The sequence below is a fragment of the Streptomyces sp. NPDC104106 genome (assembly GCF_055584345.1).
In genome coordinates this window covers 475,425-486,021 of the sequence record NZ_JBVJMF010000005.1, presented here as the reverse complement: position 1 = coordinate 486,021, position 10,597 = coordinate 475,425, and the positions used below count along the sequence as shown (strand labels likewise).

Annotated in this window: 12 protein-coding genes; 6 read left to right on the top strand and 6 right to left on the bottom strand. The window is 73.3% G+C overall.

The genetic code is table 11. From position 1 onward, the window contains the following. On the bottom strand, positions 1-94 hold a 94-nt coding region (locus tag ACZ60X_RS15820), incomplete at its 3' end, for a biotin carboxylase N-terminal domain-containing protein (RefSeq protein WP_280842533.1). Between the two features lie 366 nt (positions 95-460). Here ACZ60X_RS15820 and ACZ60X_RS15815 point away from each other — a divergent pair. Further along, complete coding sequence (locus tag ACZ60X_RS15815; protein WP_469598396.1) at positions 461-1,084, top strand: hypothetical protein; 624 nt, start codon at positions 461-463, stop codon at positions 1,082-1,084. On the opposite strand, the gene ACZ60X_RS15810 is transcribed toward ACZ60X_RS15815, so the two are convergent. The 4 genes from ACZ60X_RS15810 to ACZ60X_RS15795 form a co-directional block, all read right to left on the bottom strand. Continuing rightward, the gene (locus tag ACZ60X_RS15810; protein ID WP_469598394.1) at positions 1,056-1,673 is read right to left on the bottom strand and encodes a Maf family protein; all 618 of its coding nucleotides are present in this window, start codon (positions 1,671-1,673) and stop codon (positions 1,056-1,058) included. The two genes, ACZ60X_RS15815 and ACZ60X_RS15810, sit on opposite strands and share 29 nt — an antisense overlap. A gap of 31 nt (positions 1,674-1,704) precedes the next feature. Further along, the gene (mmpB, locus tag ACZ60X_RS15805) at positions 1,705-1,833 is read right to left on the bottom strand and encodes a morphogenic membrane protein MmpB (RefSeq protein WP_469598392.1); all 129 of its coding nucleotides are present in this window, start codon (positions 1,831-1,833) and stop codon (positions 1,705-1,707) included. A 91-nt stretch (positions 1,834-1,924) separates the two neighbouring features. Beyond that, positions 1,925-2,134: an acyl-CoA carboxylase epsilon subunit gene (locus ACZ60X_RS15800; protein WP_469598390.1), complete on the bottom strand. Its 210-nt coding sequence runs from the start codon at positions 2,132-2,134 to the stop codon at positions 1,925-1,927. A gap of 25 nt (positions 2,135-2,159) precedes the next feature. Beyond that, on the bottom strand, positions 2,160-3,764 hold the full coding sequence (locus ACZ60X_RS15795; RefSeq protein ID WP_469598388.1) for an acyl-CoA carboxylase subunit beta: 1,605 nt from the start codon (positions 3,762-3,764) through the stop codon (positions 2,160-2,162). 111 nt (positions 3,765-3,875) lie between these two features. On the opposite strand from ACZ60X_RS15795, the gene ACZ60X_RS15790 reads away from it, so the two are divergent. Continuing rightward, positions 3,876-4,760, top strand: a complete 885-nt coding sequence (locus ACZ60X_RS15790) for a biotin--[acetyl-CoA-carboxylase] ligase (protein ID WP_469598386.1) — start codon at positions 3,876-3,878, stop codon at positions 4,758-4,760. A gap of 266 nt (positions 4,761-5,026) precedes the next feature. Beyond that, positions 5,027-6,133 carry an adenylate/guanylate cyclase domain-containing protein gene (locus ACZ60X_RS15785; protein ID WP_469598383.1) on the top strand — a complete coding sequence of 369 codons (1,107 nt, stop codon included), beginning with the start codon at positions 5,027-5,029 and terminating at the stop codon, positions 6,131-6,133. 15 nt (positions 6,134-6,148) lie between these two features. Here the strand turns inward: ACZ60X_RS15785 and ACZ60X_RS15780 are convergent, their stop codons facing one another. Then, positions 6,149-6,721: a hypothetical protein gene (locus tag ACZ60X_RS15780; protein WP_469598381.1), complete on the bottom strand. Its 573-nt coding sequence runs from the start codon at positions 6,719-6,721 to the stop codon at positions 6,149-6,151. A 198-nt stretch (positions 6,722-6,919) separates the two neighbouring features. Between ACZ60X_RS15780 and ACZ60X_RS15775 the strand changes: the two genes are divergently transcribed. The 3 genes from ACZ60X_RS15775 to hutH all read left to right on the top strand — a co-directional run bounded on the left by ACZ60X_RS15775 (position 6,920) and on the right by hutH (position 10,567). Beyond that, on the top strand, positions 6,920-7,714 hold the full coding sequence (locus tag ACZ60X_RS15775; protein WP_469598379.1) for an enoyl-CoA hydratase/isomerase family protein: 795 nt from the start codon (positions 6,920-6,922) through the stop codon (positions 7,712-7,714). An 80-nt stretch (positions 7,715-7,794) separates the two neighbouring features. Then, positions 7,795-8,940, top strand: coding sequence for a GGDEF domain-containing protein (locus ACZ60X_RS15770; RefSeq protein ID WP_469598377.1), 1,146 nt, complete (start codon positions 7,795-7,797; stop codon positions 8,938-8,940). Between the two features lie 88 nt (positions 8,941-9,028). Beyond that, on the top strand, positions 9,029-10,567 hold the full coding sequence (hutH, locus tag ACZ60X_RS15765) for a histidine ammonia-lyase (protein ID WP_469598449.1): 1,539 nt from the start codon (positions 9,029-9,031) through the stop codon (positions 10,565-10,567). The last annotated feature ends 30 nt before the right edge of the window (positions 10,568-10,597 follow it).

Sequence of the window (10,597 nt, the reverse complement as noted above, 5' to 3'; positions counted from 1 at the left end):
CGTAGACGGCCACGCTCGCGATCCCGGCGTCCCGGCACGCCCGGGCCACGCGGACAGCGATTTCGCCACGGTTGGCGATGAGCACCTTGCGCACGATTGAGGCTCCCTCCTTGAAACAAGCCGAGTTTAGGGACTGCCGACACGGCACTTCGACCCGTCCCCAATGGTGAGCTTGCCCACACGGAGCGTGATTCGAGGCTCGCTCGACCCGCGAAAGCCCTTGTCGCACCTCAGTACGCAGGACTCCTGCGGGAAACCCTAGCCCTGTCATGTGGTCAAGGTCTCTGTGAGAGCGTGCTGCGGCCCACTCGGTTTCTTTGTCGAGTCCCTACGAATGGCCCAATGATTCTTTGCTGCGGCCCAAACCCTTGTCCCCCGGTTTACCCGTTAGTAGCGTTCGCGGGGGCTCGACGGGACCCGGGGCAACTCGAACGCTGGCACGAGAGTGGGTGGATCCGCGGTGGTGCGCAGGCCTGTGGCGTGGGTCGTGGCGGTCGTCCTTCTGGCGGAGGCGGTCTTCATCGCGGCGCTGAACTGGTTCCTCGGGGTCGTCGTCGACCGGCAGGACATGTCCCTGGCCGGCCTCGACCCCTCGGTGATGGCGACGTCCTCGAAGGTCGGCGGCGTCGTCTTCGGTCTCTACTTCGCCCTGTGCGCCCTGGTGGCCGTCCTGGTCGCGCTGCGCGACCGCGCCCCCGCGGGCTTCGGCCGGGTCCTGCTGATCAGCGCCGCGGTCGTGCACGGCCTGCTGGGCGCCTTCGCCTGGGGCCTGGTCGGCTGGACGGCGTTCCTGTTCATGGTGGTCGTGCTCGGACTCATCGTGCTGCTGCTGATGACCTACGACCGTGACGGCGGGGCGCGCGGGGCCGACTCCGGCGGCGGGGCGGGGCAGGACGGGGAGCCCGGTACCGCCGTCGAGCCGGGCGCGGCGGCCGAAGGGACGGCTCCGGGCGTGGCGGCCGTGCCGGCGTCCCGTCCCGCGGACGAGCCGCGGGACGGGGGCCGGCCGCAGGACGCGGACGGCGGGCCGCGGGGCTCCGTGCCCGCTCAGGCGGTCACTCGGCCGGCGCCCACAACTCCGTGATGCCGACGCCCAGTTCGGCCAGGAGCTTGCGCACCAGGGGCAGGCTGATGCCGATCACGTTGCCGTGGTCGCCGTCGATGCCCTCGATGAACGGCGCCGAACGGCCGTCCAGGGTGAAGGCCCCGGCGACGTAGAGGGGCTCGCCGGAGGCGACGTACGCGGCGATCTCCTCGTCGCTGGGCTCGCCGAAGCGGACCACGGTGGAGGCGGTCGCGGACACGTACCGCTTGGCCTCCGTGTCCCAGACGCAGTGCCCCGTCTGGAGGATCCCGGCCCGCCCGCGCATCGCCTTCCAGCGGGCGGTCGCCTCCTCGGCGTCGGCGGGCTTGCCGAGGGGCCGCCCGTCCAGCTCCAGCACCGAGTCGCAGCCGATCACCAGGGCGCCCTGCACCTCCGGCTTCGCCGCGACGACGGAGGCCTTCGCCTCGGCCAGGGCGAGCGCCAGCTCCGCCGGGGTGGGGGCGGTGACGGCGTCCTCGTCGACCCCGCTGACGATCACCTCGGGCGCGAGGCCGGCCTGCCGCAGCAGGCCCAGGCGGGCGGGGGACTGGGAGGCGAGCACGAGTCGCCTGCGGCGCGTAGCTGTCATGCGGTCAGGTTAGTCATGCGGTGCCGCGGGCTCATCTCAGGCCGATGACCAGCATGGTCAGGACCATCGCAACGGCCATGAAGAGGCCGAGCCGCCGGAGCATCTCCTGCGTCTCGCGCAGTTCCTCCGGCGGCTCGTCTTTCGGGTCGGACCACAGCACTCGTCCAGACTGCGGCCTCGGACGGGGCGGGCGCCTGAGTACCGCTACTCAAGTTGGCGCCCGGTGCCCGCCCGGTGCCGTGCCGGGAAGCTCACGCCGGCCAGTACGTGCGGGTCCAGGACGCCGGGCCCGGCTGGGGGAGGCGGGCCGCCGCGATCCGGGACGGGTCGGACCACGCGGCCCTCGGGCCCTGCGCGCCGGGCGGGACGGCCGCAGCCGCCGCGGCGCGGACGCGGACCACCGCCAGGGCGGCGGCCAGCTCCTCCGGGGTCGGGTTGCCTCGTACGACCTTGATGTTCATGACCGCTCCCAGGGTCCGCGGGGCCTTACAGGGGGATGTTGCCGTGCTTCTTCGGAGGCAGGGATTCCCGCTTCGTCCGCAGCTGACGCAGGCCGCGGACGATGTGGGCGCGGGTGTCGGACGGCATGATCACCGCGTCGATGTAGCCGCGCTCGGCCGCGACGTAGGGGTTGAGGAGGGTGTCCTCGTACTCCTGGATCAGGCGCGCGCGGACCGCCTCCAGATCCTCGCCGTTCGCCTCCGCCTCCGCGATCGTGCGCCGGTGCAGGATGTTGACGGCGCCCTGGGCGCCCATGACGGCGATCTGGGCGGTGGGCCAGGCGAGGTTGAGGTCGGCGCCCAGGTGCTTGGAGCCCATGACGTCGTAGGCGCCGCCGAAGGCCTTGCGCGTGATCACCGTGATGAGCGGGACCGTGGCCTCCGCGTAGGCGAAGATCAGCTTGGCGCCCCGGCGGATGATGCCCTCGTGCTCCTGGCCGACGCCGGGCAGGAAGCCGGGGACGTCCACGAAGGTCAGCACCGGGATGTTGAAGGCGTCGCAGGTGCGGACGAAGCGGGCGCCCTTCTCCGAGGCGGCGATGTCCAGGCAGCCGGCGAACTGCATCGGCTGGTTGGCGACGATGCCGACCGGGTGGCCCTCGACCCGGCCGAAGCCGGTGAGGATGTTCGGTGCGAAGAGCGCCTGGGTCTCGAAGAACTCGCCGTCGTCCAGGACGTGTTCGATCACCATGTGCATGTCGTACGGCTGGTTCGCGCTGTCGGGGACGACGGTGTCCAGCTCGCGGTCCTCGGCGCTGACGGCGAGGTCCGCCTCCTCCGGGAAGACCGGGGGCTCGGAGAGGTTGTTGGACGGCAGGTACGACAGCAGCTGCTTGACGTACTCGATGGCGTCCTTCTCGTCGCCCGCCATGTGGTGGGCCACGCCGGAGGCGGTGTTGTGGGTGCGGGCGCCGCCCAGTTCCTCGAAGCCGACGTCCTCGCCGGTGACGGTCTTGATGACGTCGGGGCCGGTGATGAACATGTGGGACGTCTGGTCGACCATCACCGTGAAGTCGGTGATCGCCGGGGAGTAGACCGCGCCGCCCGCGCAGGGGCCGACGACCAGGCTGATCTGCGGGATGACGCCGGAGGCGTGGGTGTTGCGGCGGAAGATCTCGCCGTACGCGCCGAGGGAGGCGACGCCTTCCTGGATGCGGGCGCCGCCGGAGTCGTTGATGCCGATGACCGGGCAGCCGGTCTTCAGCGCGAAGTCCATGACCTTGACGATCTTCTGGCCGTAGACCTCGCCGAGGGCGCCGCCGAAGACCGTGAAGTCCTGCGAGAACACCGCCACGGGGCGGCCGTCCACGGTTCCGTAGCCGGTGACGACGCCGTCGCCGTAGGGGCGGTTCTTCTCCAGGCCGAAGTTGGTGGAGCGGTGGCGGGCGAACTCGTCGAGCTCGACGAAGGAGCCCTCGTCGAGGAGGAGGGCGATCCGCTCACGGGCCGTCAGCTTGCCCTTGGCGTGCTGCTTTTCGACGGCACGTGCCGAGCCGGCGTGCGTCGCCTCGTCAATACGGCGCTGGAGATCCGCGAGCTTGCCCGCGGTCGTGTGGATGTCGCTCTCTTGGCGCTGTTCCGGCTCGGACATCGGGATCGCGGCTCCCTGCCTGCTCAAAAGGGGGGACGATTACTCATCCGTAGCGTAGTGGCGTGCCTACCGATCAGCAGTGCGGCGTTTCCCACACCTAGGGTGGCTTGCATGACGCCCCGAGATGCAGCAGATGACGGTCGTGACGCACGTGACAACGGCAGCCGTTGGTCCGATCTGGACCGTCCCCCTCTGAACGCCGCGGCGCTGCGGCGGGCCCTGGTGCGTGAGGGGGGCCTGTGGTCGGAGGTGGAGGTGGTGCAGCGCACCGGGTCCACCAACAACGACCTCGTGGCGCGGGCCGCGGCGGGCGAGGTGCCGGAGGGGGTGGTACTGGTGGCGGAGGAGCAGACCGCCGCGCGCGGCCGGCTGGACCGGCGGTGGACGGCGCCGCCCCGCTCCGGGCTGTTCTTCTCCGTGCTGCTGCGGCCGGCCGAGGTGCCGGTGGCGCGGTGGGGGTGGCTGCCGCTGCTCACCGGGGTCGCCGTGGCGACGGGGTTGTCCCGCGCCGCGGGGGTGGACACGGCGCTGAAGTGGCCGAACGACCTGCTGGTGACGGTGGGCGGCGAGGAACGCAAGGCGGGCGGGATCCTGCTGGAGCGGGCGGGCGAGGACGGTGTCGTCATCGGCGTCGGCATCAACGTCTCGCTGCGGGCGGACGAACTCCCGGTCCCGCAGGCGGGATCGCTCGCGCTGGCCGGGGCGGTGGGCACGGACCGGGACCCGCTGCTGCGGGCGGTGCTGCGGGCGCTGGAGGACTGGTACGGGCGGTGGCGGTCGGCCGGCGGCGATCCGGCCGCGTGCGGGCTGCAGGAGACGTACGCCGCCGGGTGCGCGACGTTGGGGCGCAGTGTGCGCGCGTCGCTGCCCGGCGACCGGACCGTGGTGGGGGAGGCGGTGGCGGTCGACGGCGACGGGCGGCTGGTCATCGCGACGGCGGAGGGTGTGCAGGAGCCGGTGGGTGCCGGGGACGTGGTGCACGTGCGGCCGGTGTGAGCGTCGCGTGTGCCCGCGGCGGCCTGCGCCGCGTCGGCGCCGTCAAGGGGCGCGGGGAACCGCGGGATCGGCCACGATGGAGGCGCAGTCCGCCATGGCGATCAGTCCCCCGCGCCTCGGCAGCTGAGCCATGTGACCGAGGAGCACGTACCCGGTGCCGAGCGCATACCCCCCGGGCCGAGACCGGCGGAGTGAGCTGGCGCACACCTGCCGTAGAGTTGAGGCCGGTCGATATCTGACCGTGACAGATCGGAAGGGCAGCAGGCGTGACCGTCGACGACACGGGCTCCGGAGCGGAACCGCAGGCCGACGACTCCGGCGAGGACCCGCTCGCGCTGCGTCTCGAACACCTCATCCTGGGTGCGGAGCGCCGCTACACCCCCTTCCAGGCGGCCCGCAGCGCCGGCGTCTCCATGGAGCTGGCGTCACGGTTCTGGCGGGCCATGGGGTTCGCCGACATCGGGCAGGCCAAGGCGCTGACCGAGGCCGACGTGCTGGCCCTGCGCCGCCTCGCCGGCCTCGTGGAGGCGGGGCTGCTGAGCGAGGCCATGGCGGTGCAGGTGGCCCGGTCCACGGGGCAGACCACCGCCCGGTTGGCCGAATGGCAGATGGACTCCTTCCTGGAGGGCCTGACCGAGCCTCCCGAGCCGGGCATGACCCGCACCGAGGTGACGTACCCGATCGTCGAACTGCTCCTGCCCGAACTGGAGGAGTTCCTGGTCTACGTGTGGCGGCGGCAGCTCGCCGCCTCGGCCGGGCGGGTGGTGCAGACCGGTGACGACGAGGAGATGGTCGACCGGCGGCTGGCCGTCGCGTTCGCCGATCTGGTGGGGTTCACGCGGCTGACCCGCCGGATGGAGGAGGAGGAGCTGGGGGAGCTGGTCGAGGCCTTCGAGACGACGGCCGCCGATCTGGTGGCCGCGCGTGGCGGGCGGCTGATCAAGACCCTCGGCGACGAGGTGCTGTACGCGGCCGACGACGCCGGTACGGCCGCGGACATCGCGTTGCGGCTGGTCGAGACGCTGGCGAACGACGAGACGATGCCCGAGCTGCGGGTGGGGATGGCGTTCGGCACGGTCACCACCCGGATGGGCGATGTCTTCGGTACGACCGTGAACCTCGCCTCGCGGCTGACCTCCATAGCGCCCCGGGACGCCGTGCTGGTGGACAGTGCCTTCGCCGAGGAGCTGATCCGGACCGGTGAGGCGCCCGCCTCCGAGGCGGAGGCGGCCGAGGCCGCGGCCGCCGCCGAGAAGGAGGGCGAGGAGCCGCCGGAGTACCGCTTCGCGCTCCAGCCGATGTGGCAGCGCCCGGTCCGCGGGCTCGGCGTGGTCGAGCCGTGGCTGCTGACCCGCCGGGACGCCCGCACCTGACCCCCCTTCCCCTCTTTATGTGCCGTCCAGGGCGTCCACGCACAGGCCGATCACCGGTACGCACAGCCCGCCGCCCGGGGCCGGGGTCGGGTGCGCGGTCGGTGCCGGGGATGCCGTGCTGGGGTCGGCCGTGGGCGTGGGTGTGGGCGCGGGGGTGGTGCGGGTCGGCCGTGGGGTCGCCGGTGGTGAGGGCCGTGGTGCGGTCGCGGTGGTCGGGGCCGCGCCGGTGGCCGTCGGGGAGGTGGATGCCGGCGGGGCGTGGCGGGGCGTCGGCGGGTTCGTCGCGGCCGGGCTTCTGCCGCCCATGGCCGAGGTCGCCGAGGGGAGCGGGATGGCGGAGACGGTGGGGGTGACCGGGTCGTCCGCCGTCGCCGCCGCCCGGGGCTCGGCCTCCGCCGTGCCGGCGGAGCCCACGCCGGAGTCGGCGGCCACCCGGACCAGGCTCAGGACGCCGGCGGCCAGGGCCAGGCCTCCGGCGGCGAACAGGATCTTGCGGGGGCGCGGTTTGCGGTGCCGTCCCCGGCGGACGCCGGCGGAAGCGGGGTCGGCGTCCGGTGCCGCTTCCGTCGCGGAACGTATCGGTGTCATGGCTTCCCCTCCCCGCCCGCGCCCCCGGTGCGCCGTGGCGGACGCACGCTATGCGGTCCTGTGGGTGATGTGCGGGGAGTCGGGCGGGATGTCACTCGAACGGGCGTAGGCCCCTGGGGTTTCCCGAGGTCGGGTACGGCTGCGATGATCGGGCCGACAGAGCGTTAACCCGCGTTAACACGTGAGTCGGAGGGTGCCATGAGCGAGGAGCGGTTCGGCGAGTTCGTGCTGGTGCGGCGGCACGGGCATGTCGCGGAGCTGGTGCTGGACCGGCCCAAGGCCATGAACGCCGTCTCCACCGGGATGGCCCGCTCGATCGGCGGTGCGTGTGCGGCGCTGGGTGCCGACCGGGACGTACGGGTGGTGGTGCTGACCTCCTCGCACGAGCGGGCGTTCTGCGTCGGAGCCGACCTGAAGGAGCGGAACTCCTTCAGCGACGCCGATCTGCTGCGGCAGCGGCCGGTGACGCGCGGGGCGTACACCGGGGTGCTGGAGCTGCCGATGCCGACGGTCGCGGCGGTGCACGGGTTCGCGCTGGGCGGCGGCTTCGAGCTGGCCCTGTCCTGCGACCTGATCGTGGCCGACCGTACTGCGGTGGTGGGGCTGCCGGAGGTGTCCGTGGGCGTGATCCCGGGCGGTGGCGGCACGCAGCTGCTGCCGCGGCGGGTCGGGGCGGCGCGCGCGGCCGAGCTGATCTTCTCGGCGCGGCGCGTGGAGGCCGCCGAGGCCGCCGAGTTGGGGCTGGTCGACCAGCTGGTGGACGAGGGGCGCGACCGGGAGGCGGCGCTGGCGCTGGGGGAGCGGATCGCCGGGAACTCGCCGGTCGGGCTGCGCGCAGCCAAGCGTGCCCTGCGGCTCGGACACGGGCTGGATCTGCGGGCCGGGCTGGAGGTCGAGGACGCGGCCTGGCGCTCGGTGGCGTTCTCGGGCGACCGGGCGGAGGGGGTCGCCGCCTTCAACGAGAAGCGCAGGCCCGAGTGGCCCGGTGAGTGACGTGCCGTAGCCGCCTTGTCCCTCCACCTGTTCGCCCCGCCAATGTCCCGAATGCATCAAATCATCCCTAACCTGGAGTAATGGGTGAGGACAAGCGGCTCGCGGCCGTCGTCGCGCTGGCGCAGGGGATGGCGGCGGCGCGCACTCCTCCGGAGTCGTGGCAGGCCGCCGCGGCCGGGGCGTGCCGGGCGCTGGACGGCAGCTTCGCCGCGCTGTCGGTGTGGGAGCGGGGGATGGGGCGGTTGCGGGTGCTGGTGAACGTGGGGGACCGGCGGCCGGACGAGGAGGAGTTCCCGGAGTCCGAGACCTATCCGGTGCACCAGTTCCCCGAGATCACCGAGTTCCTGCACGAGCGGTGGGCCGGCGGGGGCGGGCCCAATGCCTGGGTGGAGACCGCCGAGGGGACGGCCGCTGGGACGCCGGGGTACTTCCACCAGCGGGTCGCCGCCCTGCGTCGCCGGGGGCGCGGGTGCTGTGTCGTCGCCCCTGTCGTGCTGCACGGCCGGGCCTGGGGCGAGTTGTACGTCGCCCGCGCCGTGCGGGCCCCCGTGTTCGATCCCGGCGACGCCGAGTTCGCCACCGTCCTCGCCGCCGTCGTCGCCGCGGGTCTCGCGCAGAGTGAGCGGCTGGAGGAGGCCCGCCGGCTCGCGTTCACCGACTCCCTCACCGGACTGGCCAACCGCCGTGCCGTGGACGTCCGTCTGGAGCGGGCCGTCGAGCGGCACCGCGCCGAGGGCGTCGTCGTCAGTCTCGTGGTCTGCGATCTCAACGGGCTCAAGCGGGTCAACGACACACAGGGGCACGCCGTCGGCGACCGCCTGCTGGAACGGTTCGGCTCGGTGCTGTCGCTCTGCGGGGCGATGGTGCCGGGCGCGCTGGTCGCACGGCTCGGCGGGGACGAGTTCTGTCTTCTGGCCGTCGGGCCGCCCGCCGACGAGGTCGTCAAGGCCGCCGACGAACTGTGCCGCAGGGCCAGGGAGTTGGAGCTGGGGGAGGGGGTGGCGTGCGGGGTCGCGTCGACCGCCGACCCCATCGGGGAGGTGGGGGACGCGCGGCGGCTGTTCCGGCTCGCCGACGCCGCCCAGTACCGGGCCAAGGCGCTGCGCGCCGACCGGCCGGTGGTGGCGGGCCGGGAGGGCCCGCAGGACCCGGTCGTACGGCTGGCCGACGAGCCGCCGCACATCGCGCCCGCCGAGCGGCGCCGGTTCCGGGGGCGCCGACCGTGAGGCGAAGGCCACATGATTCGGTAAGGGGCACACCCGTTCCCCACTAGTGACATCCCCGCATTCAATGCGTACGCTCCTGAATATGGATATGCACACTGTGGTGGTGGGGACGTCCGGTGTCACGGCGTCCGACGTTCTCGCCGTGGCGCGCGGCGGCGCCCGCGTCGAGCTGTCGACGGAGGCGGTGGCGGCCCTGGCCGCGGCCCGGGAGATCGTGGACGCGCTGGCGGCCAAGCCGGACCCGGTCTACGGCGTCTCCACCGGCTTCGGAGCCCTGGCGACCCGGCACATCAGCCCCGAACTGCGCGCCCAGCTGCAGCGCAACATCGTCCGCTCGCACGCCGCCGGCATGGGGCCGCGGGTCGAGCGGGAAGTCGTACGGGCCCTGATGTTCCTGCGCCTGAAGACCGTCTGCTCCGGCCACACCGGTGTGCGCCCCGAGGTCGCGCAGACCATGGCCGACGTGCTGAACGCCGGCATCACCCCCGTCGTGCACGAGTACGGCTCCCTCGGCTGCTCCGGCGACCTCGCGCCCCTGTCCCACTGCGCCCTCGCACTCATGGGGGAAGGGGACGCCGAGGGGCCCGACGGGGTCGTGCGGCCGGCGGGCGAGCTGCTCGCCGAGCACGGGATCGAGCCCGTCGAGCTGCGCGAGAAGGAGGGCCTCGCCCTGCTCAACGGCACCGACGGCATGCTCGGCATGCTGATCATGGCCCTCGCCGACCTCGGCACCCTCTACACGTCCGCCGACATCACCGCCGCCCTCAGCCTGGAGGCGCTGCTCGGCACCGACAAGGTGCTCGCGCCCGAACTGCACGCCATCCGGCCGCATCCGGGGCAGGGCGCCTCGGCCGCCAACATGCTGGCCGTGCTGAAGGGCTCCGGGCTCACCGGGCACCACCAGGACGACGCGCCCCGCGTCCAGGACGCCTACTCCGTGCGCTGCGCCCCGCAGGTCGCCGGCGCCGGCCGGGACACGATGGCGCACGCCCGGCTGGTCGCCGAGCGCGAGCTGGCCTCCGCCGTCGACAACCCGGTCGTCCTGCCCGACGGGCGCGTGGAGTCCAACGGCAACTTCCACGGCGCCCCGGTCGCCTACGTCCTGGACTTCCTGGCCGTCGCCGCCGCCGACCTCGGCTCGATCGCCGAGCGCCGCACCGACCGGCTGCTCGACAAGAACCGCAGCCACGGGCTGCCGCCGTTCCTCGCGGACGACGCGGGCGTCGACTCCGGGCTGATGATCGCCCAGTACACGCAGGCCGCGCTCGTGAGCGAGATGAAGCGGCTCGCCGTACCGGCCTCCGCCGACTCCATCCCGTCCTCCGCCATGCAGGAGGACCACGTGTCCATGGGCTGGTCGGCCGCGCGCAAGCTGCGCACCGCCGTCGACAACCTCACCCGGATCATCGCGATCGAGCTGTACGCGGCCACCCGCGCCATAGAACTGCGCACGGGTCTGACGCCGGCGCCGGCGTCCCGGGCGGTCATCGAGGCCGCGCGCGCCGCCGGGGTGGCGGGTCCGGGCCCGGACCGGTTCCTCGCGCCCGACCTGGCCGCGGCCGACGCCTTCGTGCGCGGCGGCCACCTCGTCACCGCGGCGGAGTCGGTCACCGGCCCGCTGCGATAGGAGGCGCAGAGGGGGCCCCGCCGTCGTGCG

Excerpts from the sequence above, each read along its gene's own strand:
- hutH (WP_469598449.1), top strand. The coding sequence starts at position 9,029 with ATGCACACTGTGGTGGTGGGGACGTCCGGTGTCACGGCGTCCGACGTT.
- ACZ60X_RS15800 (WP_469598390.1), bottom strand. The coding sequence starts at position 2,134 with ATGAACATCAAGGTCGTACGAGGCAACCCGACCCCGGAGGAGCTGGCC.
- ACZ60X_RS15790 (WP_469598386.1), top strand. The coding sequence starts at position 3,876 with ATGACGCCCCGAGATGCAGCAGATGACGGTCGTGACGCACGTGACAAC.
- ACZ60X_RS15780 (WP_469598381.1), bottom strand. The coding sequence starts at position 6,721 with ATGACACCGATACGTTCCGCGACGGAAGCGGCACCGGACGCCGACCCC.
- ACZ60X_RS15795 (WP_469598388.1), bottom strand. The coding sequence starts at position 3,764 with ATGTCCGAGCCGGAACAGCGCCAAGAGAGCGACATCCACACGACCGCG.
- ACZ60X_RS15775 (WP_469598379.1), top strand. The coding sequence starts at position 6,920 with ATGAGCGAGGAGCGGTTCGGCGAGTTCGTGCTGGTGCGGCGGCACGGG.
- ACZ60X_RS15770 (WP_469598377.1), top strand. The coding sequence starts at position 7,795 with ATGGGTGAGGACAAGCGGCTCGCGGCCGTCGTCGCGCTGGCGCAGGGG.
- ACZ60X_RS15810 (WP_469598394.1), bottom strand. The coding sequence starts at position 1,673 with ATGACAGCTACGCGCCGCAGGCGACTCGTGCTCGCCTCCCAGTCCCCC.